This is a genomic window from Chitinophaga sp. MM2321 (assembly GCF_964033635.1).
In the GTDB taxonomy this organism is placed as follows: Bacteria; Bacteroidota; Bacteroidia; order Chitinophagales; family Chitinophagaceae; genus Chitinophaga.
This window is the reverse complement of the sequence record NZ_OZ035533.1, coordinates 5,184,619-5,209,985: the sequence shown is the minus strand read 5'-3', so window position 1 is coordinate 5,209,985 and position 25,367 is coordinate 5,184,619. Positions and strand designations below refer to the sequence as shown.

Sequence of the window (25,367 nt, the reverse complement as noted above, 5' to 3'; positions counted from 1 at the left end):
TTGATACACTTAAAATTCCTTAAAATCTTTGTGATTAGGTATAAAACGTGTAGGTTTGCCCCCGAATATAGCTGTTAAAAAAATGCCCAGACATTGGTGGAAAGCATTAGCGATACTGCTCCTGATTTACGTAATTATCGCCGGGTTTACTGTTAAGATACCTATAATAGGAACCAATGGACAATCATCCCGAGGATTGTTTTTTCATGTACCGATGTGGATATGTATGTATACCATGTTTAGCATATCTGTTGTAAACTCTTTACGTTACCTTTCAAAATACGACCTCCGGAGGGATGTGTATGCATCCAGTGCCGCTAACGTAGGTATTTTCTTTGGGGTATTGGGATTTGCAACGGGTTCCCTCTGGGCCACCTATACCTGGGGAGGTACGCTGACAGATGATCCCAAGCAGATTTGTACCGCTATTGCGCTGCTGATCTACATGGCATACCTGGTATTGCGGATGTCTATTCATGATATCGACAAACGGGCACGCATCTCCGCAGTTTTCAACATCTTTGCTTTCGCATTGCTCATTCCCCTCACTTATATTATTCCCCGTATGGTAGAATCCCTGCATCCGGGAAGTGCCAGCACACCGGGTTTTGCATCAAAAGATACCAGTGGGTCCATGAAAATGGTACTGTATCCGGCATTCATTGGTTGGACCTTGTTAAGTGTGTGGATCTATACCCTTATGGTACGCTTCAAAAAAATTGAGCTTAAAAATATTTTTAAATGATTAATAGAGCGTTTTCATTTTGCTTTACCCTGGCGCTGTTGTTTATATCAGTGCTGGCAAATGCACAACAGCAGGATACCGAATCAGGAGCCGTGAATGAATTTTTCCGGAGCAATGGTAAAATTTATGTGATTGTAGGTGTATTGTTGATCATCTTCCTGGGTATCATATTATTCCTCATCAGGTTGGAAAGAAAGATTAACAAGCTGGAACAGCGCGAGAAGAACACGCCATGATCTGAACAACTGTGATCATCTAATCGTTATACCAAAACAATACATATTATGTCGCAAGATCAGCATTATAGCTTTTTCCAGAGTGTGGAAAAGAGCTTCGACAAAGCAGCTGCATTCACCAAATGGGACAAGGGTATCCTGGAGCAGATCAAAGCCTGCAATGCGGTATACCAGATCAAGTTCCCGGTGAGGATAGGCGATTCCGTTCAGGTTATTGAAGCATACCGCGTACAACATTCCCATCACAAACTGCCTTGTAAAGGCGGGATCCGTTTCAGCGATGAAGTGAATCAGGATGAAGTAATGGCGCTGGCTGCCCTGATGACCTATAAGTGCGCCATCGTAAACGTGCCTTTTGGCGGCGCCAAAGGCGGTTTAAAGATCAATCCCCGCAACTATACCCCCTTCCAGCTGGAAGCGATTACCCGTCGCTACACCGCCGAACTGGTAAAGAAAAACTTCATCGGACCCGGTACAGACGTTCCTGCTCCTGACTACGGTACAGGTGAAAGAGAAATGAGCTGGATACTCGACACTTACATGAGCTTACGTCCCGGCGAAATTGATGGTTATGGCTGCGTTACCGGTAAACCTGTTTCCCAGGGTGGCGTGCGTGGTCGTACCGAAGCTACCGGCCTGGGTGTATTCTACGGTTTGCGCGAGCTGTGTAATATCAAGGAAGATATGGACCGTTTGGGCCTGTCTACCGGCATCGAAGGTAAAAGAGTGATTGTACAGGGGATGGGTAACGTAGGTTATCACGCTGCCCGGTATTTTCATGAAGCAGGTGCTAAAATTACCTGCCTGATAGAATGGGATGGCGCTATCTACAATGAAGCCGGCATCAACCCCGAAGAAGTACAGAAACACAAGAAAGAAACCGGTTCTATCGTCAACTTCCCCGGCGCTACCAACCTGAATAAAAATACCGATGGCCTGGAACTGGATTGCGAAATCCTGATCCCTGCCGCACTGGAAAATGTGATTGATCAGCACAACGCCCCTAATGTAAAGGCAAAGATCATCGGAGAAGCCGCCAACGGCCCTATAACACCGGAAGCCGATGAAATCCTGAATAAAAAAGGCGTGATCGTAGTACCGGATATGTTCCTGAATGCAGGTGGTGTAACCGTTTCATACTTCGAGTGGTTGAAAAACCTGAGTCACGTACGTTATGGCCGTTTAGGTAAACGTTTCGACGAGAATATGAATATTCATATCCTCCAGACAATCGAAGAGCTGACCGGTAAAAAAGTTTCAGACCAGGAAAGAAAATTCATAGCACATGGCGCTGATGAAGTAGACCTGGTTTACTCCGGCCTGGAAGAAACCATGCACACCGCCCTTCATGAAGTACGTGATGTAATGATTTCCCATCCACAGATCCATGATATGCGCACAGCCGCTTATGTATGCGCCATCAATAAAGTAGGCGCCGCTTACGAGCAACTGGGCATCTTCCCATAACATTTAGGGATTTTTTGATTTACGAATTTTTTGATTTTGAGATTTGAAATGCAGCGAAGATTAAATATTACAAATATCAGTCTTCGCTGCATTTCAAATCTCAAAATCAAAAAATTCGTAAATCAAAAAATCTCTAAATATTATACGGTGGTAACTCCTCCAGAAACCGCCACTGTTTTTCCCTGGCTTCGTAGTTGCCGCAAAAGGTATGGATGCCATTTGTAATGACCAGGTAGGTGGCCGGTATTACCATATTGTAGCGTATTACCTGCTGCATGGTTGCCTCAGTGAGAGGCACCTTCATTTCTTTGCATTCTACCAGCATCCAGGGCTGCATATTGCGATTGTAGATGATAATATCAAACCGCTTTTTCATCTCCCCTAAGTAAATTTCTTTTTCTACCCCTATCAATGCCTGCGGATACGATAATGTATGAACGAGATAGTTGAGAAAATTTTGTCTTACCCACTCTTCCGGGGTAAGTACTATATACTTTTTCCGGTAGCGGTCAAAGATCAGCTGCTTATCACCTTCTCTGGTAATTTTAAAATCGGGTGGCGGAAAGTTAATAGTAATCAATACGCAAACGTTTAATAGTGTTGCGAAGATAGGGATCATATTATTGAGAATAGTGAACAAAACCTTATATTTGCTTGTCAAAAGGCTATGAAGACAAAAGAAGAAATTGTAGCTAATTGGCTCCCCCGCTACACTGGTGAAAAGCTGAATCAATTTGGTTCACACATCCTCCTCACCAATTTCAGTAACTACGTAACAATGTTTGCAGAATGGAATGAGGTGCCGGTTGTTGGTATCGGCAAACCTATGCAATGCGCCACTGCCGGAGATATTACCATCATTAATTTTGGTATGGGTAGTCCGGGTGCAGCTACTGTTATGGATCTGCTCAGTGCTATCTCTCCCAAAGCGGTATTATTCCTGGGAAAATGCGGCGGTATTAAAAAGAAGAATAACATCGGTGACCTGATCCTGCCTATTGCGGCGATCCGCGGAGAAGGTACCTCCAATGATTATTTCCCTCCGGAAGTGCCTGCACTGCCGGCTTTCGCCTTACAAAAAGCAATTTCCACCACTATCCGCGATTCCGGTTACGATTACTGGACAGGCACCTGCTATACTACCAACCGCCGGGTATGGGAGCATGACGGCGTATTCAAACAATACCTGGAAAGTATCAGGGCGATGGCCGTGGATATGGAAACCGCTACCATCTTTTCGGTGGGCTTCTATAATAAAATCCCGACGGGTGCACTGCTGCTCGTTTCTGATCAGCCCATGGTACCGGAAGGTGTGAAAACAGAAGAAAGCGACCGGAAAGTGACGACCAAATTTGTAGAACGCCACCTGAAAGTAGGTATTGATTCCCTGCAAAAGCTGATTGACAGCCACATGACGGTGAAGCATCTGCGTTTTTAGAATTGTTGTATCTTCCGGGTATGCATTCCACGCGGGTAGAGATACAGGACATGGAAGTGACCTTCCAGACCAATAACACCATCACAACGGCTGTAAATCATCTTTCCCTTTCTATCGGAAAGGGGGAAATTGTTGGCGTTGTGGGAGAATCCGGTTCAGGGAAATCTGTTACCGCGCTCTCGCTGATGCGCCTGGTGCAGGCGCCGGGAAAAATTGCCAATGGCAAAATCATGTGGCATACTACCGCCGCTGCGCCGGTAAACCTGCTCCAACTCACTGATGCCGGCATGCGCGCTTATCGTGGCAATGAAATAGCCATGATTTTTCAGGAGCCCATGACCTCCCTCAATCCCCTGCATACCTGCGGTGCACAGGTAATAGAAGTGATCCGTCTGCATAAGCATATCTCCCGGAAAGCCGCCCGTATACAAGCCATCACATTATTTGAAAAAGTAAAATTACCTGATCCTGCTACGATCATGGATCGTTATCCACATGAATTATCGGGTGGTCAGAAGCAACGGGTGATGATTGCCATGGCAATTTCCTGCAGTCCGCGGCTGCTTATCGCCGACGAACCTACTACTGCACTGGATGTAACCGTACAAAAAACAATACTGGCGCTGTTGAAAGAACTGCAACAGCAAATGGATATGAGTGTGTTGTTTATTACACACGACCTGGGCGTGGTGGCTGAAATCGCCGAAAGGGTGGTCGTGATGTATAAGGGTGCTATTGTGGAAGAAGGTAAGGTGCAGGAGGTGTTCCTCCGTCCGCAGCACCCTTACACCAAAGGGTTGCTGGCATGCCGGCCCCCGCTGGATAAACGTTTGATAAGACTTCCTGTGACCCGTGATTTTATGGAGACAGACTCACAGGGACAGATATACGAAAAGGCCGGTGCCATCAATGAGCTGGTCAATACGCTGGTGGTCAGTGATGCCGCGTTGCGTGCCCGTCAGCAGGCTCTGGCTGTGGCCGAACCATTGCTGGAAGTACATCATTTGCAGACCTGGTTTCCGGTGAAGAGAAGTTTTACCGGCAAAGTATTGAAGTGGGCCAAAGCAGTGGATGACGTCAGTTTTTCAGTGGTAACCGGTGAAACATTGGGGCTGGTAGGGGAGTCGGGCTGTGGTAAAACTACGCTTGGCCGTTCTTTATTGCGGCTGATAGAACCAACCGGTGGAAGTATTGTTTATAAGGGACGGGAATTGCGGAGTTTATCACCCGGTGAAATGAAGGGGTTACGAAAAGATATGCAGCTTATTTTCCAGGACCCGTATGCCTCCCTGAATCCACGACAGGCAGTAGGAGCGGCTATCCTGGAGCCCATGCAGGTACATGGGCTGTATGGTAATGAGCGGGCACAAAAGGAAAAAGTGCTGGAGTTGCTGGAGAAGGTAAACCTGCAACCAGCACATTTCGACCGGTATCCGCATGAGTTTTCCGGCGGACAGCGGCAACGGATCGTTATTGCAAGGGCACTGGCCGTGAATCCTTCTTTTATTATCTGTGATGAATCAGTGGCGGCACTGGATGTGAGTATCCAGGCACAGGTGCTGAATCTCCTGATCCGCTTGCGGGAGGAGTTTGGGTTCAGTTGTATCTTTATTTCACATGATCTGTCGGTGGTGCGCTTTATCAGCGACCGGATGATGGTGATGCAGCAGGGGCGTATCGTGGAAACGGGGCAGGCTGATGATGTTTACAACCATCCGCAGCATGCCTACACGCAACAGTTGATTGCAGCTATTCCGAAGGGAATGTAATATATAACTATTTGATTATTATTAATTAACTATCATTTTTTGCTAAAATAGATAATAATCGATACCTTTGCACCCTCTAAAATTTATTCATACCGTAATATGAAACTATCACAGTTCAAATTCGATCTTCCTTTAAATCTGATCGCACAGCACCCTACCAAGACAAGAGATGAATCACGTTTAATGGTGGTAAATCGCGCTACTGGTAAAATTGAGCACAAAGTATTCAAAGACATCCTGGGTTATTTCAACGATAAGGATGTAATGATTGTGAACAATACCAAGGTATTTCCGGCAAGGTTGTATGGTCGTAAAGAAAAAACGGGAGCAAAAATTGAGGTATTCCTGTTGCGTGAGCTGAACAAGCAAAACCGCCTGTGGGATGTAATTGTAGACCCGGCGCGTAAGATCCGCGTGGGCAATAAATTGTATTTTGGTGACGATGAGTCACTGGTAGCAGAGGTGATTGATAACACCACTTCAAGAGGCCGCACAATCCGTTTCTTATTCGAAGGCAATGATGAGGAATTCAAACAGGTATTGGATACACTGGGTGAAACACCGCTGCCTAAGTATATCAAACGTAAACCGGAAGATGAAGATAAGGAACGTTATCAGACCGTGTATGCCAAGTACGAAGGCGCTGTTGCTGCCCCTACTGCGGGTTTGCACTTTAGCCGTGAGCTCATCAAAAGACTGGAAATCAAAGGTGTCAAGTTTGCAGAAGTAACGCTGCACACTGGTTTAGGTACTTTCCGCCCTATCGAGGTAGAAGACCTGAGCAAGCACAAAATGGATGCAGAGTATTTTCACATTGAAGAACATGCTGTAAAAACGGTGAATAAAGCGAAAGAAGAAAACCGCAGGATCTGCGCTATCGGTACTACTTCGGTACGTGCTGTAGAATCTTCCGTAACTGCACAGAACCTTTTGAAGGCTGCTGAAGGATGGACGAATACATTCATTCACCCACCTTACGATTTTTCTATTCCAAATGCACTGGTAACCAATTTCCACCTGCCTAAAACCAGCTTACTGATCATGACCTGTGCTTTTGCAGGATACGATCTGATCATGGATGCTTACCAGCAGGCAATCAAGGAGAAATACCGTTTCTTCAGCTATGGCGATGCCATGCTGATTATCTGATAAACGACCAGGATTAAAGCATTATAAAGGATTATCAGGATTTAAATTTTATCCCTGTTGTGTGAACAAATCACATGTGGAGCTAAGTAGAAATCCCGGTAATCCTTTTACATCTTTACATCCTGGTCCTTTTTTTATGGAATCACGAAAGAAAATAGCCATCATCGTAGCCGGCGGCTCCGGTACCCGGATGCAGAACGCCGTACCCAAACAGTTTCTCGAACTGGCGGGTAAACCGGTATTGTATCACAGTATGGCCGCATTTGCCGGCGCTTACCCCGATATGCAGATAGTGCTGGTATTACCGGAGGCACATTTCGGCTATGCCGATAACCTTTTACAGGCTTTTGATTCTATCCCGGCTGTTACTATAGTAAAAGGCGGCGAAACCCGCTTTCATTCCGTAAAGAATGGTTTGCAACAGGTAACCGGTAATGCAGTTGTGTTTGTACATGACGGCGTACGGCCACTTGTATCAACTTCGTTGATCCATACCTGTTATGAGGCCACTTTGAGCCATGGTAGTGCTATTCCGGTGATTGATATGAAAGATAGTATCCGGGAGATAACGGGAAACGCCAATGCTGCTGTTGACCGGGACCGGTTTAAAATCATACAAACGCCACAAACCTTTCTCTCCGAGCTGATCTTACCCGCTTTTGATCTGCCATACGATCCTTTATTTACAGATGAAGCCACGGTAGTGGAACGCCTGGGCCACACTGTACACCTGGTGGCAGGAGAAGAAGCAAATATAAAAATTACCAAACCACTGGATCTTGTGGTAGCAGCATCACTGTTGAAAATATCAAAATGATTTTGCTGTTTCGCTGAGGCCTTTATTGATTTTCTGAAGGATCTGGTGCGCTACATCCAGTGCCTGGAGGCCATCGATAGCGTTTACGGCTACTGGTTTATTTTCCAGGATGCTGTCGCGGAACATTTCCAGTTCCATGCGGATGGCATTGGATTGTTTCACCTGTGGGTTATCGATGGCGATAGTTTTTTTGCCGCTGTTGGTTTCGATATCCAATGTAAACAGCCCTTCGTCTTCGGGTGTTTTTAATTTGATGATCTCTGATTTTTTGTCAAGAAAATCGATGCCGATGTAGGCATCTTTCTGGAACAGGCGCATTTTGCGCATTTTCTTGAGGGATATCCGGCTGGAAGTGAGGTTGGCAACACAGCCATTATGAAATTCTATGCGTACGTTGGCAATGTCGGGCGTATCACTCATTACAGCGACGCCGCTGGCAGAGATACGGCTTACGGTAGATTTTACGATGCTGAGTACGATGTCTATATCATGGATCATGAGATCCAGGATCACACTGACATCGGTACCGCGGGGATTGAATTCCGCCAGGCGATGTACTTCAATGAACATGGGTTTCAGGTCATATCCTTTGAGTGCCAGGAAAGCGGGATTAAAGCGTTCTACATGTCCTACCTGGAATTTGATATTCGCTTCATCCACCAGTTTTACCAGTGTTTTCGCTTCTTCCATGGTATTGGTCATCGGTTTCTCTACAAAAATATGTTTGCCGTTGCGGATGGCCAGTTCACACAATTTGTAATGCATCGTGGTGGGAGCAACAATATCAATGGCGTCTACCAGCTGTATCAGCTCTTCCGCCAGGGTAAAACGGGGAATGTGATACTGCTCTGCAATGCTCTCTGCATTGGCATTGCTGGGGTCATAAAAGCCTACAACTTCCACATCCTTCATGGTTGTCAGTTGAGAGAGATGTATTTTGCCTAAATGTCCTACCCCGAAGATTCCTATTTTGAGCATAATGGAACTGAATAAATATTTTGCGAAAGTAATCACATTTAGGGATTTTTTGATTTACGAATTTAGGGATTTGAAATGCAGCGAAGACCAACGCGATAATCTTCGCTGCATTTCAAATCCCTAAATTCGTAAATCAAAAAATCCCCAAATGTTATATAACCCCTTCTTCCACGAGGCTATAATAGCCGGTTTCTGAAACGATGATGTGGTCAAGTACGTCAATATCAAATAGTTGTCCCAGTTCTTTTATTTTATGAGTGATGCGGATATCTGCCTGGCTGGGGCGTAGGCTACCGGAGGGGTGATTGTGGCAGAGCAGTAGTTTGGTAGCGTGTGCTTCGAGTGCTTCCCGGAAGATGATTTTGGTATCTACTACGGTGCTGGTCATGCCGCCGCTGCTGATACAGCGGTAATGGAGTACTTTATTGGCGTTATTGAGGAACATTACATAGAATGTTTCGAAATATTGATCTGCGAGCATGGGTTTGAAGAACAGAGCGGCATCTGATCCGTTGTGGATCACTGTTTTTTTGTCGATGGTGCCTGCCTGTCTTCGCCGGGCCAGTTCCATAGCGGCCATGATGGTGACGGCTTTTGCGCTGCCCATGCCTCTGAGCTTCCGGAGTTGTGTGAGATTAATTTTACCTAGTTGTGAGAGGTTGTTGTTGGCCAGGAGCAGGATCTCTTTTGCCAGGTCCAGGGCGGATTTCCGCTTATGGCCGGTATTAAGTAATATGGCCAGCAGTTCTGCATCGTTTAATGCGGAAGGGCCTTTACTGACGAGCTTTTCCCTGGGTTTTTCGCTATCCGGCCATTTACGGATGGCCAGGTGTGTGGGTGGGGTAACAGTAACAAACATGACTTCATTCCATTTAACCAAATATACGATTCCGTTGCCGGATAAATGTTCTTTCCCCCACATTTTTCTCCCACATTTTCCCTGCGTTCTTTATAAAAATGTTATATTTAGATTACGTCGTTATGGAAAAAATTAACTGCTATGAATGTTCTTTATGTATTTGGTATACATGTACTTATGCGTGTGTAATTAGCTAGATAAGCTTTGAACATGAAAAAAAAATCATGCTTATAGTCCCAAAAATCATAGTTTTGCCACCTCTTTTCCACTAGTATCTAGTATGCAACCTTCAGTAAAAATCTTCACAGGCAACAGTAATCCAGCATTGGCCGAGAAAATTGCCAAGAGATATGGCAATGGGCTCAATAGTCTTGGTAAATTAAAGATCCAAAAGTTCAGTGATGGCGAGTTTCAGCCCGTTTTCCTGGAAAGTATCCGTGGTGACTATGTTTTTCTTGTCCAGTGTACGAATGCGCCTTCAGACAATCTGATGGAGCTGTTGCTGATGATTGACGCGGCAAAGCGTGCATCGGCAGGGTATATCACGGCTGTGATCCCTTATTTCGGGTATGCACGGCAGGATAGAAAAGATAGGCCCCGTGTGGCCATCGGCTCCAAACTGGTAGCAAACCTGCTCACGTCAGCAGGTGCTAACAGGGTGATTACGATGGACTTACACGCACCGCAGATCCAGGGATTCTTTGATATTCCCGTAGATCACCTGGATAGTTCAGCTATTTTTATTCCTTATATAGAGAATTTAAAGCTGGAAAATCTTACCTTTGCGTCCCCTGACGTAGGTAGCACTAACCGTGTGCGCGAAGTAGCGTCCTACTTTAATGCTGAAATGGTGATTTGCGACAAACATCGCAAACGCGCCAATGAAATAGCATCAATGGTAGTGATCGGTGATGTGAAAGACAGGAACATTGTGCTCATTGACGATATTTGCGATACTGCCGGCACGCTGTCCAAAGCAGCGAATCTCTTAAAAGAGAAAGGCGCCAAAACCGTTCGTGCTTTTTGTACGCATCCCGTTTTCAGCGGTAAAGCATACGAAAATATAGAGAACTCGGTGCTGGAAGAGATAGTGGTATGTGATACCATTCCTATCAAAGCTGAAAGTTCAAAAATTAAAGTGATTTCTGTAGCAGAGCTTTTTGCTGTGGCCATCCGCAATATGCACGAGAACAAATCCATTACCAGCCTGTTCATTCATAGTCAGCGCCGGCAGGATTAAGACGACGTATTTTTATAATCAATATAAATTGTTTAAGCAATGAAAACAATAACCATCGAAGGACAACTCAGGAGCGAATTCGGCAAAAAAGCCACCCGCCAGATCCGTTCTGAGGAAAAAGTGCCTTGCGTTATTTATGGGGGTGCAGAAACTGTTAACTTTTCAGCTCCTGCAAAAGCATTCAAAACCCTGGTGTACACACCTGCATTCCAGATCGCAGAAATTAAACTGGGTGCTAAAACCTACAGATGCGTATTGAAAGATATGCAGTTTGATGTAGTGACGGATGCACTGGCTCACATCGATTTCATGGAGCTGGTAGAAGACAAAACGGTATCAGTTACCCTGCCTATCAAACTGGTAGGTTCTTCCGTAGGTGTTAAAGCCGGTGGTAAACTGGTTAGCAAACTGAAAGCACTGAAAGTAAAAGCATTACCTAAGTTCCTGGTAGAAACGATCGAAGTAAACATCGATAACCTGGAACTGAACGAAAACATCCGCGTTGAAGACGTGAAAGTAGAAGGTATCGAAATTACCAACTCTCCACGTATTCCTATCGCTTCTGTGGTAATGACCCGTCAGCTGCGTCAGGAAGAAGCAACTGCTGAAAAAGACACTAAAAAGAAATAATCTTTTAGCAATATTTTTCTTAAAAAGCCTCTCTTTTATAGAGAGGCTTTTTAATTTTGAAAAATTACGGATTGCAAACCTGTAATTAATTAAAATTGTACCATGAAATATTTAATAGCAGGGTTAGGTAATATTGGGGAGGAATACAAGCATACCCGCCACAACATCGGGTTTGATGTGGCAGATGCCTTTGTAGCCAAACACAATGCAACCTTTACAAACGACCGGCTGGCAGATGTGGCGGAATGCAAATGGAAAGGAAAAGTGTTCATCGTGATCAAGCCTACCACCTATGTGAACCTGAGTGGCAGGGCACTCAAATACTGGATGGACAAAGAAAAAATACCTGTTGAAAATATACTGGTGATTGTGGATGAACTGGCACTACCGCTGGATGTACTACGTCTCCGGCCTGGCGGCAGCGATGCGGGGCATAACGGCCTTAAAAGCATCCAGGAATCCCTGGGCACCAATCAATATCCGCGCCTGCGCTTTGGTATCGGTAATAATTTCCCCAAAGGCCGGCAGGTAGAATTTGTGCTGGGCAAATGGAAAAATACCGAAGTGCCTGTTGTACAGGAAAAGATCGATAAATGCACGGAAATTATTGAGAGCTTCGCCAGTATCGGTCTGTCACGCACCATGAATGACTGTAATAAACTTACTTTCCCTTCTGTAAAGTAAATTTGTAAATCTGACAGCTATCTGCTTAATTTATCTTTTAAAATAAACGCATTATGAAAATTATTTGCGTAGGTAGGAACTATGCCGACCATGCCAAAGAGTTAAAAAATGAAGTGCCGTCCGAACCCGTGTTGTTCATGAAACCCAAGAATGCATTACTTCAGAATAGCCATCCTTTTTACTACCCGGAGTTTACCAAAAATCTGCATTATGAATGTGAACTGGTACTGCGTGTGAGCAAAAACGGGAAACATATTCAGGAGAAATTTGCAGATAAATATTATGACCAGATGTCTGTAGGGATAGACTTTACAGCGCGTGACCTGCAGGATCAACAAAAAGCAAAAGGACTTCCCTGGGAAATAGCCAAAGCGTTTGATAACTCGGCGGTAGTAGGCAATTTTATGCCGATTACACCAGACATAGATAAGAAAGATATTAACTTCTGCCTCTATAAAAATAAAACACTGGCGCAACAGGGCAATACCAAAGACCTGCTGTTTTCTTTTGACTTCCTGGTTGCTTATATTTCCCGCTTTTTTACCCTCAACATCGGAGATCTTATTTTTACGGGAACGCCTGCTGGCGTTGGTCCTACTGAAATAGGAGACGCTTTTGAAGCATTTATAGAAAATGATAGCCTGCTGGAATTCTCCGTCAAATAAGACCAGGATTATAAGGACATAAAAAGATTAGCAGGATGGGTGTAGTAGATGGGTATAAGAAGAACAACAAATTTTGTTCTGCTACCATAGCTACTACACCCATCCTGCTAATCTTTTTATGTCCTTATAATCCTGGTCAGGGGATATTTTCATAAATCGTATCCAGGATTCTTGTCAGTTCCACGTAATCCGATTCGGAGAGCGTTTTCCAGCCTATTTTACGCATGTCATGCACCAGTGGTTTGGCTACTTTATACTTTTCTATCCCATCCGGGGTGAGTTGCAGGTATACTTTGCGACGGTCATAAGTATCGGCTTCCCGCCTTACCAATCCTTTTTTTACAAGCAGTTCAATGATCCGGGAAATGGTGGTGATATCCTTGGAGGTGTTACGGGCCAGCTCGTTATGCGTGGTTTTTTTGTGTTTGTACAGGTTTTCTATCAGCAGCCATTGGTCTACTGTGATGTCCATCTGTTGGGCGTCAAACATTTTTTGCCAGTAATTGCGCAGTTTTTTTAAAGTAGCATCCAACTTAAAAAAAGAGGGATTACTGACGAAAGTATCAGTCATATTAATTAATTTGCATTAGCAATAGTTGTTATAGCAACTATATAGCGTCACCACCAAAACAGTTTTACGTGTTTAAAGATAGTACAAGCGTTTCAACTTTAAAAACGCCAGGCAATAGCCAGGATGAAAAGAGGGACGAACTGGCTGAATTATTAACCGCTTACCGGCTGATGTGCCATGCTAAAAACATGACAGACATCTATGAAGCTAACCGGTTGGTGTGTAAATACGTACATTCTACCTCCCGCGGACATGAAGCTATACAAATAGCTACCGGTTTGCAACTACGGCCCTGGGACTTTGTAAGTCCGTATTACCGGGACGAAAGTATGTTGCTGGCCATGGGCTTTGAGCCCTACGAACTCATGCTGCAATTACTTGCCAAAGCAGATGACCCTTTTTCTGCCGGAAGATCCTATTACAGCCATCCAAACAGCTGCCGGGAGGACAGGCCGCGGATACCGCACCAAAGCAGCGCCACGGGCATGCAGGTGATCCCTGCCACCGGTATGGCACAGGGCATCCAGTACCTGGAGCAGATCCGTTCCGGCTTACTTAAAACCGGCCCGCAAGGAGAACTACCGGTTGTTGTATGCTCCCTGGGCGATGGCAGCGTTACAGAAGGTGAGGTAAGCGAGGCCTTTCAATTTGCCACACTCAAACAATTACCGGTTATTTACCTGGTACAGGATAACGACTGGGGCATTTCCGTAACCGGCGCAGAAGCCCGTGCCATGGATGCCTGCGAATATGCCGCCGGCTTCAGGGGACTGGAACACATGCGGGTGGATGGCAGCGATTTTACCGCCAGCTACGCCGCCATGGAAGCTGCCATCGGTTATGTAAGACAGGAACGCAGGCCCATACTCGTTCAGGCAAAAGTGCCCCTGCTGGGACATCACACTTCCGGCGTACGCAAAGAATGGTACCGCACCAAAGAAGATCTGGAAAAGCATGCTGCCAACGATCCCATTCCTAAAATGCGGGTGCTGTTATTGAAACATGGTATTACAGAAGATATTTTAACGGAGATAGAAAATGCTGCTGTTACAGACATAAAAGATGTCTTTGACAGAGCAGTGAAGGCAGCGGACCCGCTACCGGAAACCATTGAGGAGCACGTATTTGCGCCTGCTGCGATTACCGTGGAATCCGGCACACGTACACCTGTTGGTGGCAGCAAAGTAGTGATGGTAGATGCAGCCCTGCACGCCATCGAAGAAATTATGCTGCAATATCCCGAAGCCATATTTTTTGGACAGGATGTAGGCCGCAGACTGGGCGGCGTTTTCCGGGAGGCAGCTACCCTGGGCGATAAATTCGGTGATCACCGTGTATTCAATACGGCTATCCAGGAAGCTTATATTATTGGCGCCACGGCAGGATTATCAGCCACCGGCGTGAAACCAATAGTGGAAATACAATTTGCAGATTACTTCTATCCGGGGTTTAACCAGCTGGTAACGGAGATCTCCAAATCCTGCTATCTCAGCAACGGAAAGTATCCGGTGCAGGCACTGATCCGGGTGCCTATCGGCGCTTACGGCGGGGGTGGTCCCTATCACTCTGCCAGCATAGAATCTACCCTGCTGAACATTAAAGGCATCAAAGTAGTGTACCCCTCCAATGTGGCAGACATGAAAGGCTTGCTGAAAACAGCTTTCCTCGATCCTAACCCTGTTGTGATGCTGGAACATAAAGGACTCTACTGGAGTAAAGTACCCGGTACCCAGGACGCCATGATGATAGAACCCGCAGCGGATTACCTGTTGCCAATGGGTAAAGGAAATATCGTGTTGCAGGCACATCCCAGAGATATACAACAGGGAAATTCTCTCTGTATCATTACTTACGGTATGGGTGTATACTGGGCAAAGGCCGCAGCCAAAGCATTTCCGGGTAATGTGGAAATTGTAGACCTGCGTACTTTATTTCCGCTGGATGAAGAACTGGTATTTAATACCGTGAACAAACATGGTAAATGCCTGCTTCTCACGGAAGAACAACTGCATAATTCATTCACACAGGCATTGGGAGGACGCATTCAAAAAGAGTGTTTCAAACAACTGGACGCACCGGTGTATACACTGGGCGCCATGGACCTACCCGCCGTACCCCTGAATATCGGGCTGGAAGCCGTTATGCTACCAGACCCTGCAAAAGTGGAAGCAGTGATAAAGGAGTTGTTGGCCTACTAGACCAGGATAGACCAGGATTAGCAGGATTAAACAGATTAGCAGGATGGGTGTTATGTTGAATTGTTATTAATAAACAACAAAATACCCATCCTGCTAATCTGTTTAATCCTGCTAATCCTGGTCTATTCTGGTTTATTGGGGATCCGCATAAGACCCAAAGAATCCGGTACAATAAATCGCCGGGTTCTCTACACAAATTAATTTGCCTAATAATTGTTGTCCTGCAACGTCATCGTAATAATCTACCGTGAAATGATTCTGTGAAACCAGGTTGGTAAAATTTGTTACCAATGGTGCAAAGTAAGCAGCATTGCCACTTGTAGGCTGTGGTACAAAAGTATAAACACCCGTTGCCGACTTCGTATATTTATAAGGGTAAGTGGCCCTGTAAAGATCATTCCCTTCAGCAATGTACATATTCAGGTTGAGCTGATTAGTAGCCGTAAGGAAAACAAATTCCATCGTATACAGCAGGAACCCGTTATCGGAGAGGTCGTTGTGTGTTTGTATCCACATATTCATGAAGGTGGAAGACCACCCCGGAAGATCTTCATAAAGCGGTGTTACTGCAGATATCACGCCGGGGAAATCGTTGCCCAGCAGGTAGTGTAGCGGTGTAACAGGTAATCGTTTGTACATCACATATACCTTTTCTGAGCCTATCTGTACATATAAACCCTCCTTTGCTTCATCCCATAAAATCTCGCTGACTGCCTGTCCCGCTACGGTTAACGGCCTGCGTAGCCTGATACCGTTGAGGGTATAGGCAAAGTCTGTTAATGATTTATCCAGGGATAAGCCACTGTTAACGATATAAAAACCAAAGAACCGGATGGATTCACTCATCAGCACCAGCACCGAATCTTTGCCGGGGTATATGGCCATAAAATTTGCCTGTTGCAGGAAGGTACTGATGTCTGCAATGCTGGATGAGAGTTTCCCTGTTGTAATAGCGGCCTTGGTTTGCGAGGATGCTTTTACCAGTTTCAGCTCATCACCATAACGGTTTCCCAGCAGTACTACCGTATCTCCGGCTGCATATCTGAAAGCATAGGCAGTATCTACGCCGCGTTTACTATTTAAAACGATATGTTGTAACAGGGAACCATTGCCGAAGCTGAGTGTTGGATTTACTGATCCGGAAATACCGAGTGTATAGCTGGTCTTGCTTGGTTTGGAGGCGGCGTCTTCATTCTGATCGGTGTAAAGGGTCACCTGGTTGTTGTCCAGCTGAAAGTACACATGGAATATTTGTGCGCCCTGCGGTGTGAGCCAGCCTTCCCAGCCATCGGGCGCGGCACTCATGATTTGGATGAAGGAATCCAGGCTTTCCTGGGGAACAGGAAAGGATTTTTCTACCTCGTTACCGGTCATTTTATCTTTACGGCATGCCGTAAAAATAAGTGCAGAGAGGAGGATATATAAAGCTGTCTTTTTCATTACGTTTGATTAGGGTTGATAGATTTATTTGAGCGTACCACCAATAGCAAACTGCGGATCATCTATACTGATCAGCTGACCCATTTTTCCTGCACCGGGTGCGGTGAAATAATCCAGTTTAAATTTCTCTGTGTTGATTTTATTTAAGATGGTAGCAGCAGATGGGTACATGATCTCACTCAGCTGTCCCTGTACCCGTTGCATGGCAAATGTATAGGTGCCATCATCCGTTTTGGTATAGTCAAAAATGAAGGGCGCCGGAAATGAATTGCCGAGCTGTGTAAACCGGAAGGTGAAAGTCATCTGATTGGTATTGATATCAAACATAATGGTCAGATCCTCCAGGGTAAGCGGGTATGTATAGGGCTCTGCGGCCAGAGCGGCTTTGGCATCATTCCACATTGTTTTGTAGGAAGGAGAGAAAGCGACGCTGGTGGCATCTGATGTAAATATCTGCTTGAAGCTGATGCCCATTAAGAGATGCATCGGGAAAACAGGTACATTACTGGTGAGAATGTTCACAGTGTTGTTACCGGATTTCAGGTACAGGACATCTTTGGCATCATCATAAATAAGTTCCTGGAAAGTGTAGGCATCAATGGTGACTGGCTCTTTGAAGAAGATCCCCTTTATGGAATGTGCATAGGGATATGTTTTGGTTTTAAACATCCCGCTGTCCAGGTAAACCTGTGAAAATTCCCTGAAGTTGGCATCAATGCTCAGTTGCACCTGTTTATTATCCGCTGTTTTAAGGTATAAGGTATTATAGCGGTTGTTATAGGCATCCAGTTTTTGCTGGATGTCGTTCAACGCGCCTGCCTTATAGCTGCTTTCTTCGGGTGCGGCAGCCTTGATCATGATCATTTTACTCTGGTTGTAGTTACCGGTGAGAAAGATCGTGTCATTATGAGTGGAGTCATATCCGAATTCGAAATCTGAATCGTACCCGCGGCCACGTAGTCCGCCGTAAATATTCTCATCAGGATCTGAGAGCATGTGCAGATAGTTATAAGTGTCGAACACCAGGGAAGGCCGTTGCTGCGCTGCCAGGCGGTAGGAGCTTTCCTTCAGGTCGGTGGCGGTATTGGGAAGCAAATCTCCCAGCATGCTCACGCGGTTATTGTCGGTAAACTTAAAGTAGAAGCCGAAGCCTGCACCACCTTCGGGGTATACGTAGGCTTTCCAGCCGTTGGCGCCGGTGGTGAGCTGTGTTTTATATTCAGCGAGTTGCTTGTTCATCCGTTCCTCCGGCTTTTCACCGAAGATGGATGTATCATCCTGTTTACGGCAGGCTGTTGCAAGTGTAAACAACAGTAACCCGGCTATGATAATATTTTTCATATATGCGTATCTGTTATAGTCAGTATTCAAATGGGTTATCTGGTAGCTTCAACAATAGCTGTATATGTTTTTAGTTGCAGGCTGTCGAAGTTTATTTTCCAGGTATTGAAATAGTAATTCTTTACGATTTCAGCCTTTTCCCTGATCAGTGATTGTCCGTTGGCATCAGGAATATTATCCAGGATCGTTTCAAAACCATCTTTGCCTTCTGTAAGCATGGTAGAGGCCATTTCCACAAAATCCTCATCGGTGCTGGCCCTGGCATATGGCGTGATGAAACCCATGTTCAGCGCATCTTCTTCCGATGTATTATTCCAGTTGCCGGTATAGCCTCCCGGTGTTACCTGTTTAAATTCCCTGGGATAAAAAATTGTCTGATGCAGGATGTGTGCAAATTCATGATGAATAGTATGCAGCATCTGCTTCACGAATGCCTGGTCCTTCTGATCGAAATAATTTAACAGGAGCAGCTGTATGGTTTTCCCGCTTTCTGCTTCACCCAGGGTAATGGTACCATTGCTATTGTATTTGGCGCTGCCTACGAGTACAAATTGCTTGGGAGAATATTTCAGGAAGAAGTCGAGTCCCGCTTCTTTTATATAAGGTTCTATCCAGGTAAGCCGGATAATATCCATGACGGGGATTACCTTTTCTTCCTTTATCGGTACCATCGTTTTATCCGTTGCCAGTTCAAATGGTTGCCAGCGGTATTTTACGGCGATATTATATGGTTTGGTATAATTGGCGGTGATCCAGTTGTCGATAGCAGAGGGCGTCTCCGTTTCTTCCGGAAACAAATTGGAGATATCAAGGTCTTCTTTTTTCCTGCAACTGGCCAGTATGCCCAGGAGGCAAATAGCTAATACAGTTTTAAAGTATGTTGATTTCATCTTGTTAATTTTAAGCAATGATTATCTGGGATTTAATTCAAGTCCTGACAACTGGGCTTCCTGTGGTATTTGCACCATGCGGCGCGGGTCATTAGGACCCAGTACCAGCCTGGTTTTGCCGTCAAAGGAAATGTGGTTTACAGGGAGCTTGTGCCGGAGTATATCAAACCATCTCAGTCCTTCAAAGACGAACTCCATACGTTTGAAGTCCAGGATAGTACTGATAAGCCCGGCTTTAATATCCAGTGTCTGGTAGTAATTGCTGATTTTATCCGGTGTAAGGTTATGTTCAGCCGGATCGTAGTCAACGGCCCGCTGGCTCACAAAATCATTCAGGTCTTTGATGGCTGCATCGAAATTACCCAGTTCTGTATTGGCTTCTGCACGGTTAAACAATACCTCTTCTGCGGAGAACAGGGGAACCATATCATAAGGGTCACCGATGTTGGCATTCTGATCTACCCGGATAAACAGTTCGTTAAATTTGGGCAAGAAGAAATCTTCCGGATCACTATAATAGAAAGAATAATCAAAGCCGGTGCCGCAAACATTATTCGCTACGATGAAATTCCGGGCGAGGGAAGGCGTGCATCCATACCGGTTTGTTACAAGATCCCGTGCCCATACGGATTTTGTTTCAACCAGCAGCAGGTTAGCTTTGGTAGTAGCTTTGGTATACTCTGCCTGTAATACCAACCGCTCCATCTGTGCGTAAAGTGTATTTACAGGGCGCAGGTAGGGGAGCGCCTTTGTACCCACGAAAGTAAGATTGGCATGTTGCACTACTTTAGCATATTCTTTTTTAAAGAGATAAAAGCGGGAAGCAAAAGCATGCGCCGCTTTTGTGGTGAAATGAAAGGCGGGTGCACCGGTGTACGAGTTATCATCTATCAGTGATAATCCTTCCAACAGGTCTTTTTCTATCTGTTCATACACATATGCTACTGTTTTACGCTCATATTTTTCAATGACTACTTTTTCGGTTTTGGTAACATAGGGGATACCGGGATCTTTTCCGGCAGTAGCTGGATCATATGCTTTTGCAAAGATGGTTACCAGCATAAAATGTGCGTAAGCACGTGCCACCAGTGCTTCCCCGCGGGAAGCAGCGTAGGCTGACTGGTCTGTGGCATTGTCTATTACTTCCAGTGCCTGGTTAGCGGCCGCAATGGCAGCATAGGCGCTGTGCCAGTAGAAGTCCGGTGTATCTTCGTCCCTGTTTGTTACATCCTGAAAAAACCAGGGTTGGCGGTTAATGAGTGCATTCACATCTGTGCCTTTGTCTTCCGCATTGTCAGACATGGCTTCCAGAAAAGGAATATAATTGGCGCGGGGATAGGCGGTGCTTAGCAGCTCGGCCACCTTCACCGGGCTATTTACTTCTGTACGCTGGTCCGGCAATTGTTCCAGGTATTTTTTACATCCCGGAGTTATGGCCAGTATTGCTAACGTTGATATATATACGATTTTGTTTTTCATGTCAGAAACTTTCAGGTTAGAAACCAACTTTTACGGATAAGGTATATTGCTTGGGTATAGGCAATGCCACACCACCGGACTGGAAGAACTCAGGATCCTGCCCTTTCAGTTTAGGATCAGCATATATCAGCCAGGGGTTGTTAGCCACCAGGCTTAATGATGCATTGTTCAGTCCCACTACACTGGTGTACTTTAATGGCAGGCTGTAATTCAGCGATACCTGTTTCAGTCGTATAAACCCGCCATCCGCCACGCGCGGAGTGGAATAGTTGTAAGTATAGTAAGGAGTAACACCCCCCAACTTATTAATGACACGGAGATCCGATAAAGCCGGTATGTCTGTGATACTTTCGTCGCCGGTCATCATCCAGCGATCCAGAAATTCACGCGGCATGGTGGAGAGATCTGTATACTCCTGGCTGAAAGCAGGATTCAACCGGATCACATTACCTGCGCTGAATGTAAGTAAAGCAGACAGCGTAAGATTTTTGAAGCGGATGGAGTTGTAAAATCCGCCGGTTAGTTTGGGATCAATCGCACCATTGTATTTGAGGTTATCGATGACATCACTCTGTAAATTTACTTCGCTGATCTTTTCACCTTTTTCATTTACAAAAACCGGTGTACCATCGAGGGCCGACAGTTGATAGAGGTCAATGGAGTAAAGCCCTCTGTAAGGATGATCCAGCATGGGGCCACCATCCGGTGATACAAGGTCCCATATATTGGGATTGGTTTTAAGATTGGTGATCTTGTTTTCGTTCCAGGCCATCGTGAGCTGGCTTCTCCACTGCCAGTCTTTTTGCTGGATAATATTACCGCCCAGCGTTACTTCCACCCCATGCGATTTCATATCTGCATAGTTCGCATTTTTGATGAACTGTCCGCCAATACCGGAAGTACGAATAGGACTGATCAGGTCAAAACCATCCCGCTTGTAGCCATCGATGGTGAGTGATAGTCTTTCCTGGAACATACCGATATCAATACCGATGTTGGTTTCATATTGTTTTTCCCAGGTAAGTTCTGCGTTTTCCAGGTCTTCTATATTGATGACGGTTTCTATTTCCGGGAGATAAGGACGATAGCTTCTGCTGCTGCGTGTGATAAGACTGGAGTTGGTAGCTTTGCCCTGAAGACTGGCGGTAAGACCATAAGTAGCACGCAGCGTTAAGCGGTTGATCAACTCCTGATGCTTCATGAATTCTTCGGTGTCCACATTCCAGGAGCCGCTGATATTCCAGGTGGGTAGCCAGCGGGCATTCCGGGATTTGCCCAGCAGGTTGGAACCATCATATCTCACTGTACCGTTCAGGTTATATTTTCCTTTGTAGGAATAGGCCGCATTGCCCATGTAGGCGAGGAAGCGGTCGTAATAATTCTTCATACCATAAAAATCAAAATTACTTTCTACGGCTTGTTTGATAATCCTGGGATCTACATAAGGCACACCGCCTTTATCGTACTGGTAGCCATAGCCGTTGGAGAATTTATTCTGCCGGTCGGCATAGCGTAATTCCTGCGAAGCATATACCACAAACATGTGTGTGTCATGATAGGTTTTGTTCCATTCCAGGGAGTTGCGTACGTTATAGCTAACGAGATAATCATCGTTGGTATTGTAGAAACCGCCGTAAGGCAATACTACAACAGGATATGCTTCCGGATCGTCCGGATCACGGTACAGGAATTTATTCCGTTGGATCACATCTGCATTGTCTGCCGCCCGGTAGGCCATGGGCATGTTGGAATTTTCTCTTACTTTATGTTCCCTGTTTGTTTTGGCGTAGCGCAAAGCGCCGGTGAATGTATATTTCAGGGTAGGTGTTATTTTGTAAGCAGCTTCGCCCTGTAATTTCAGATCCACCATGGTGAGGTCCAGCGTATTATTATGCAGCTCATTGATGATGTTGAAGGGTGCATAGTTACGTCTGAAATATTCCAGTTCACCATTCTCATCGTAGGCCGTCATGGTGCGGCTGGTATTCAATGCATAGCTGAATGGATTGATATCGAAATCGCGGTCGTATTTACCTTCTACGGCATTGCTGACGCGGCCTACGCTGCCGGGAGCACGCTGGTCGCGGATAGAACCCTGCGTAATCAGGCCCACAGTCAGTTTCGGTGTGATGTTGAAGTTTGCACGGGCATTACCGGTGAAACGTTTCACCCGGTCGCCGATGGTCCAGCCGTTATCATCGAGGAAGCTGGTAGAGAAGTACAGCTGTGATTTTTCTGTACCGGAAGAGATGGAGAGGGAATGTTCCTGCATCAGTGAGTTGCGGAACAATACATCAAACCAGTCGGTATTAGCCAGCGCATATCTCTTCAGAAATTCGTTCTTTGATTTCTCGTCATTGTATACTGTTCTGTCGTTTATTTTTTCCGCCAGTTTGGTGAATACGCCTCCATCGGCTTTGGTGGCAATGTTGCCGTAATTCAGCCAGCCCCTGCTTTCCATGGATTTGTATACCGACATCTGATCGGCTGAATTCAGGATGTTATAATCGTTGTAGGTAGGTTTGATATAAGTAGAAAAATTACCGGTGTAGGAAACGAGTGGTTTACCGATACGTCCTTTCTTTGTGGTGATAACCACCACGCCGTTCATGGCGCGTGCACCGTACATGGCTGTTGCGGCGGCATCTTTCAGGATCTGAAAGCTTTCGATATCATCAGGGTTCAAACCTGCTACAGAGGAGCCCAGGAGGGTGGTGGGGTCTCCGGTAGATAATTGTTCATTGGACACATTTACCACATCTTCCAGTACAATTCCATCTACTACCCATAGTGGTTTGTTGTCGCCGGTGATGGACGTAGCACCACGTACACGGATTTTTGGGGCAGCTCCGAAAGTACCGGATACGTTTTGTATAGAAACGCCCGCTACGCGACCTTCCAGCATCCGGCTCACATCAGTGATGCCTTCGCGTTTTACATCGGAGGCTTTCAGGGTGGCGGCGGAACCGGTAAACAGTTTGCGGTCAATGGTCTGGTAACCTGTTATTACTACCTGGTTAAGGTTTGTTACGTTTTCTTCCAGGGTGAGTATGATGGGTTTGTCGGCAGTGGCTTTGGCTTCCTGTGATTTGAAGCCCACCATGCTGAATACCAGGGTGGCGCCGTGTTTTACTTTAATGGTAAACTCTCCTTTGGTGTTGGTAGCCGTTCCGTTGGCAGTACCTTTTTCCACTACGCTGATACCTGGTACGAAGCCGGCATCGCCGTTTTCAGAGCGGGTGCCTATCCTTCCTTTCACGATGATCTGTTCCTGTTGCCGGATGATGTTTTCGGCCGGGCGGGTGAGTACTATTTTATCACCGATCACTTTGTAGTTGATACCTTTATTTTCAAGTAAGGTGAGGGCCTGCTGCATAGACAGTTTATCGGGATCTATTTCCACGTTCATGTCTTTGTTGATGACAGCAGCATCATACACAAATACGACATTATACTTTTTCTCCATCCTGCCAAGGATGACTTCCAGTTTCTCTCTGATCTGCTCATTGGTAACAGGCATGGCCTGGCTTTCCAGGCATACCAGGGAAAGGAGTACGAGGAGTAACTTCGATTTTGGTCGCTTCTTTTTGTAAAGGATTTCAAACATCGTATTTGTTATTATAGGTTAAGCGTTGTTGTATACCGGTGGTGGCTGCGCTTCCTTCTGAAGCGCAGCTGCAGGCAGCGGATTTGGATGTTGGTTGCATTTACTGTACTATCTGCTTAAATGATTTCAGTTGACTGCACGGGTTTAAAAAACAATGTTGAAAGGCCAGCGGCTGCAGTATTACCTGCCCGTTATGATGATGTTATTGTTATGCTGTACTACTGATACCGGGTAAGTGGCCTGTAATATTTCCAGCACTTCTCCCAGCTTATTATCTTTAAAGGTTGCATTGAGTTTTTTTAGCGGAATCTTGCCTTCCAGTGTTATTTTTACCTGGTAAAGGGATTCCAACTTTTTGCATACTTCCGACAGGGATGCATCTACAAATACCAGTTCATGTGTGATCCAGGCATCTTCGTTGTTGTTGATGGCGTTGAATGCCTGTAATGTGCCGGTGGCGGGTGTATACTCCATTCCTTCTCCGGCAGTGAGGATCATTTCGTGTTGCCTGTTTTCTCCTGCTGCAAATCTTATCTTACCGGATTTAACGGTAACGCCTACACTATTTTCTTTCAGTTGGATATTAAATGAAGTACCGAGTACCGTAATGCTGGAGTGGGCGAGTTTTACAACGAAGGGATTAGCGGCTTCGTTGGTTACTTCAAAAAAAGCGGTGCCTTGTTCCATGAACACGGTCCGGTTTTTATCCATTTTATCGGGGTAGCGGATACGACTGTCTTTATCAAGGTATACGCGGGAGTTGTCGGGGAGCTGCACGGAATCAATGTTACCGGCGAGGGTACTCTTTTCCGTATAGGTGACACTGTTAGTGCTGTAGAGCCACGATGCAGCCACGATCACCGGTATGCCGATGGCGGCTACCCGGAACCACTTATAGCGGCGTTGCGGCAGTTCATAGACCATTTCTTCGGGCAGGGTGGCCTGCAGCCGTTCGGTTGCGGCCTGTATGTTCAGCTGGTCCAGTATTTTCAGATCGGGCGTCAGGTGCCAGACCTGTTGCAATTGCAGGAACGTGGCCTCATTTTCCGGCGATGCAGCCCGCCATTGCCGCACTTCCTGCTCCAGGGCAGGATCTCCGGGGTTGTCGAGGTGTTGTGCCAGCTGTTGCCAGTGAACCGGTTCTATTTTCATTTGCAATGCCTT

22 protein-coding genes are annotated in these 25,367 nt (G+C 45.7%); 12 read left to right on the top strand and 10 right to left on the bottom strand.

All coding sequences use genetic code 11. From position 1 onward, the window contains the following. Positions 1–82 precede the first annotated feature (82 nt). The 3 genes from ccsA to ABQ275_RS20225 are packed head-to-tail and all read left to right on the top strand — an operon-like array spanning position 83 to position 2,448. Positions 83–745: a cytochrome c biogenesis protein CcsA gene (gene ccsA, locus ABQ275_RS20235; protein ID WP_349314966.1), complete on the top strand. Its 663-nt coding sequence runs from the start codon at positions 83–85 to the stop codon at positions 743–745. Continuing rightward, the gene (locus ABQ275_RS20230; RefSeq protein WP_349314965.1) at positions 742–981 is read left to right on the top strand and encodes a CcmD family protein; all 240 of its coding nucleotides are present in this window, start codon (positions 742–744) and stop codon (positions 979–981) included. Before ccsA ends, ABQ275_RS20230 begins: the two co-directional genes overlap by 4 nt. A 48-nt stretch (positions 982–1,029) precedes the next feature. Then, on the top strand, positions 1,030–2,448 hold the full coding sequence (locus ABQ275_RS20225) for a Glu/Leu/Phe/Val dehydrogenase (RefSeq protein ID WP_349314964.1): 1,419 nt from the start codon (positions 1,030–1,032) through the stop codon (positions 2,446–2,448). A gap of 133 nt (positions 2,449–2,581) precedes the next feature. On the opposite strand, the gene ABQ275_RS20220 is transcribed toward ABQ275_RS20225, so the two are convergent. After that, positions 2,582–3,088 (bottom strand): type I restriction enzyme HsdR N-terminal domain-containing protein, encoded by a 507-nt coding sequence (locus ABQ275_RS20220; RefSeq protein WP_349314963.1) that lies wholly within the window; start codon positions 3,086–3,088, stop codon positions 2,582–2,584. Between the two features lie 27 nt (positions 3,089–3,115). Between ABQ275_RS20220 and ABQ275_RS20215 the strand changes: the two genes are divergently transcribed. The 4 genes from ABQ275_RS20215 (at position 3,116) to ABQ275_RS20200 (ending at position 7,621) form a co-directional block, all read left to right on the top strand. Continuing rightward, positions 3,116–3,886: an AMP nucleosidase gene (locus tag ABQ275_RS20215; protein ID WP_349314962.1), complete on the top strand. Its 771-nt coding sequence runs from the start codon at positions 3,116–3,118 to the stop codon at positions 3,884–3,886. A gap of 20 nt (positions 3,887–3,906) precedes the next feature. After that, positions 3,907–5,655 carry an ABC transporter ATP-binding protein gene (locus tag ABQ275_RS20210; RefSeq protein WP_349314961.1) on the top strand — a complete coding sequence of 583 codons (1,749 nt, stop codon included), beginning with the start codon at positions 3,907–3,909 and terminating at the stop codon, positions 5,653–5,655. Between the two features lie 99 nt (positions 5,656–5,754). Further along, the gene (gene queA, locus ABQ275_RS20205) at positions 5,755–6,804 is read left to right on the top strand and encodes a tRNA preQ1(34) S-adenosylmethionine ribosyltransferase-isomerase QueA (RefSeq protein WP_349314960.1); all 1,050 of its coding nucleotides are present in this window, start codon (positions 5,755–5,757) and stop codon (positions 6,802–6,804) included. Between the two features lie 136 nt (positions 6,805–6,940). Then, entirely contained in the window at positions 6,941–7,621 is a 681-nt protein-coding gene (locus tag ABQ275_RS20200; protein ID WP_349314959.1) for a 2-C-methyl-D-erythritol 4-phosphate cytidylyltransferase, read from the top strand. On the opposite strand, the gene ABQ275_RS20195 is transcribed toward ABQ275_RS20200, so the two are convergent. Together ABQ275_RS20195 and radC are read right to left on the bottom strand one after the other, a co-directional pair. Next, the gene (locus tag ABQ275_RS20195) at positions 7,613–8,599 is read right to left on the bottom strand and encodes a Gfo/Idh/MocA family oxidoreductase (RefSeq protein ID WP_349314958.1); all 987 of its coding nucleotides are present in this window, start codon (positions 8,597–8,599) and stop codon (positions 7,613–7,615) included. The two genes, ABQ275_RS20200 and ABQ275_RS20195, sit on opposite strands and share 9 nt — an antisense overlap. A gap of 151 nt (positions 8,600–8,750) precedes the next feature. Next, a complete protein-coding gene (gene radC, locus ABQ275_RS20190; protein WP_349314957.1) occupies positions 8,751–9,458 on the bottom strand; it encodes a DNA repair protein RadC in 708 nt (235 codons plus the stop codon). A gap of 280 nt (positions 9,459–9,738) precedes the next feature. On the opposite strand from radC, the gene ABQ275_RS20185 reads away from it, so the two are divergent. The 4 genes from ABQ275_RS20185 (at position 9,739) to ABQ275_RS20170 (ending at position 12,677) form a co-directional block, all read left to right on the top strand. Further along, positions 9,739–10,698 carry a ribose-phosphate pyrophosphokinase gene (locus ABQ275_RS20185; RefSeq protein ID WP_349314956.1) on the top strand — a complete coding sequence of 320 codons (960 nt, stop codon included), beginning with the start codon at positions 9,739–9,741 and terminating at the stop codon, positions 10,696–10,698. Between the two features lie 39 nt (positions 10,699–10,737). Beyond that, the gene (locus ABQ275_RS20180) at positions 10,738–11,328 is read left to right on the top strand and encodes a 50S ribosomal protein L25 (RefSeq protein ID WP_349314955.1); all 591 of its coding nucleotides are present in this window, start codon (positions 10,738–10,740) and stop codon (positions 11,326–11,328) included. A gap of 102 nt (positions 11,329–11,430) precedes the next feature. Continuing rightward, entirely contained in the window at positions 11,431–12,012 is a 582-nt protein-coding gene (gene pth, locus ABQ275_RS20175; RefSeq protein ID WP_349314954.1) for an aminoacyl-tRNA hydrolase, read from the top strand. 53 nt (positions 12,013–12,065) lie between these two features. Further along, the gene (locus ABQ275_RS20170) at positions 12,066–12,677 is read left to right on the top strand and encodes a fumarylacetoacetate hydrolase family protein (RefSeq protein ID WP_349314953.1); all 612 of its coding nucleotides are present in this window, start codon (positions 12,066–12,068) and stop codon (positions 12,675–12,677) included. A gap of 136 nt (positions 12,678–12,813) precedes the next feature. Here ABQ275_RS20170 and ABQ275_RS20165 read toward each other — a convergent pair whose 3' ends face one another. Further along, positions 12,814–13,248, bottom strand: coding sequence for a MarR family transcriptional regulator (locus ABQ275_RS20165; RefSeq protein ID WP_349314952.1), 435 nt, complete (start codon positions 13,246–13,248; stop codon positions 12,814–12,816). A 68-nt stretch (positions 13,249–13,316) separates the two neighbouring features. On the opposite strand from ABQ275_RS20165, the gene ABQ275_RS20160 reads away from it, so the two are divergent. Next, a complete protein-coding gene (locus tag ABQ275_RS20160; RefSeq protein ID WP_349314951.1) occupies positions 13,317–15,446 on the top strand; it encodes a thiamine pyrophosphate-dependent enzyme in 2,130 nt (709 codons plus the stop codon). 132 nt (positions 15,447–15,578) lie between these two features. On the opposite strand, the gene ABQ275_RS20155 is transcribed toward ABQ275_RS20160, so the two are convergent. From ABQ275_RS20155 to ABQ275_RS20130, 6 genes are all read right to left on the bottom strand, one after another. Further along, entirely contained in the window at positions 15,579–16,886 is a 1,308-nt protein-coding gene (locus ABQ275_RS20155; protein ID WP_349314950.1) for a DUF4302 domain-containing protein, read from the bottom strand. A gap of 24 nt (positions 16,887–16,910) precedes the next feature. Further along, positions 16,911–18,227: a DUF4302 domain-containing protein gene (locus ABQ275_RS20150; protein ID WP_349314949.1), complete on the bottom strand. Its 1,317-nt coding sequence runs from the start codon at positions 18,225–18,227 to the stop codon at positions 16,911–16,913. Between the two features lie 35 nt (positions 18,228–18,262). Next, a complete protein-coding gene (locus tag ABQ275_RS20145; RefSeq protein ID WP_349314948.1) occupies positions 18,263–19,117 on the bottom strand; it encodes a putative zinc-binding metallopeptidase in 855 nt (284 codons plus the stop codon). Between the two features lie 21 nt (positions 19,118–19,138). Then, positions 19,139–20,596 (bottom strand): RagB/SusD family nutrient uptake outer membrane protein, encoded by a 1,458-nt coding sequence (locus ABQ275_RS20140; protein ID WP_349314947.1) that lies wholly within the window; start codon positions 20,594–20,596, stop codon positions 19,139–19,141. 16 nt (positions 20,597–20,612) lie between these two features. Continuing rightward, entirely contained in the window at positions 20,613–24,203 is a 3,591-nt protein-coding gene (locus ABQ275_RS20135; protein ID WP_349314946.1) for a SusC/RagA family TonB-linked outer membrane protein, read from the bottom strand. A gap of 180 nt (positions 24,204–24,383) precedes the next feature. Continuing rightward, positions 24,384–25,355 carry a FecR domain-containing protein gene (locus ABQ275_RS20130; RefSeq protein ID WP_349314945.1) on the bottom strand — a complete coding sequence of 324 codons (972 nt, stop codon included), beginning with the start codon at positions 25,353–25,355 and terminating at the stop codon, positions 24,384–24,386. Positions 25,356–25,367 lie beyond the last annotated feature (12 nt).

What these genes read in the sequence shown, in the direction of transcription:
- ccsA (WP_349314966.1), top strand. Translation starts at nt 83, where the DNA reads ATGCCCAGACATTGGTGGAAAGCATTAGCGATACTGCTCCTGATTTAC.
- ABQ275_RS20230 (WP_349314965.1), top strand. Translation starts at nt 742, where the DNA reads ATGATTAATAGAGCGTTTTCATTTTGCTTTACCCTGGCGCTGTTGTTT.
- ABQ275_RS20225 (WP_349314964.1), top strand. Translation starts at nt 1,030, where the DNA reads ATGTCGCAAGATCAGCATTATAGCTTTTTCCAGAGTGTGGAAAAGAGC.
- ABQ275_RS20215 (WP_349314962.1), top strand. Translation starts at nt 3,116, where the DNA reads ATGAAGACAAAAGAAGAAATTGTAGCTAATTGGCTCCCCCGCTACACT.
- ABQ275_RS20210 (WP_349314961.1), top strand. Translation starts at nt 3,907, where the DNA reads ATGCATTCCACGCGGGTAGAGATACAGGACATGGAAGTGACCTTCCAG.
- queA (WP_349314960.1), top strand. Translation starts at nt 5,755, where the DNA reads ATGAAACTATCACAGTTCAAATTCGATCTTCCTTTAAATCTGATCGCA.
- ABQ275_RS20200 (WP_349314959.1), top strand. Translation starts at nt 6,941, where the DNA reads ATGGAATCACGAAAGAAAATAGCCATCATCGTAGCCGGCGGCTCCGGT.
- ABQ275_RS20195 (WP_349314958.1), bottom strand. Translation starts at nt 8,599, where the DNA reads ATGCTCAAAATAGGAATCTTCGGGGTAGGACATTTAGGCAAAATACAT.
- radC (WP_349314957.1), bottom strand. Translation starts at nt 9,458, where the DNA reads ATGTTTGTTACTGTTACCCCACCCACACACCTGGCCATCCGTAAATGG.
- ABQ275_RS20185 (WP_349314956.1), top strand. Translation starts at nt 9,739, where the DNA reads ATGCAACCTTCAGTAAAAATCTTCACAGGCAACAGTAATCCAGCATTG.
- ABQ275_RS20180 (WP_349314955.1), top strand. Translation starts at nt 10,738, where the DNA reads ATGAAAACAATAACCATCGAAGGACAACTCAGGAGCGAATTCGGCAAA.
- pth (WP_349314954.1), top strand. Translation starts at nt 11,431, where the DNA reads ATGAAATATTTAATAGCAGGGTTAGGTAATATTGGGGAGGAATACAAG.
- ABQ275_RS20170 (WP_349314953.1), top strand. Translation starts at nt 12,066, where the DNA reads ATGAAAATTATTTGCGTAGGTAGGAACTATGCCGACCATGCCAAAGAG.
- ABQ275_RS20165 (WP_349314952.1), bottom strand. Translation starts at nt 13,248, where the DNA reads ATGACTGATACTTTCGTCAGTAATCCCTCTTTTTTTAAGTTGGATGCT.
- ABQ275_RS20155 (WP_349314950.1), bottom strand. Translation starts at nt 16,886, where the DNA reads ATGAAAAAGACAGCTTTATATATCCTCCTCTCTGCACTTATTTTTACG.
- ABQ275_RS20150 (WP_349314949.1), bottom strand. Translation starts at nt 18,227, where the DNA reads ATGAAAAATATTATCATAGCCGGGTTACTGTTGTTTACACTTGCAACA.
- ABQ275_RS20145 (WP_349314948.1), bottom strand. Translation starts at nt 19,117, where the DNA reads ATGAAATCAACATACTTTAAAACTGTATTAGCTATTTGCCTCCTGGGC.
- ABQ275_RS20140 (WP_349314947.1), bottom strand. Translation starts at nt 20,596, where the DNA reads ATGAAAAACAAAATCGTATATATATCAACGTTAGCAATACTGGCCATA.
- ABQ275_RS20135 (WP_349314946.1), bottom strand. Translation starts at nt 24,203, where the DNA reads ATGTTTGAAATCCTTTACAAAAAGAAGCGACCAAAATCGAAGTTACTC.
- ABQ275_RS20130 (WP_349314945.1), bottom strand. Translation starts at nt 25,355, where the DNA reads ATGAAAATAGAACCGGTTCACTGGCAACAGCTGGCACAACACCTCGAC.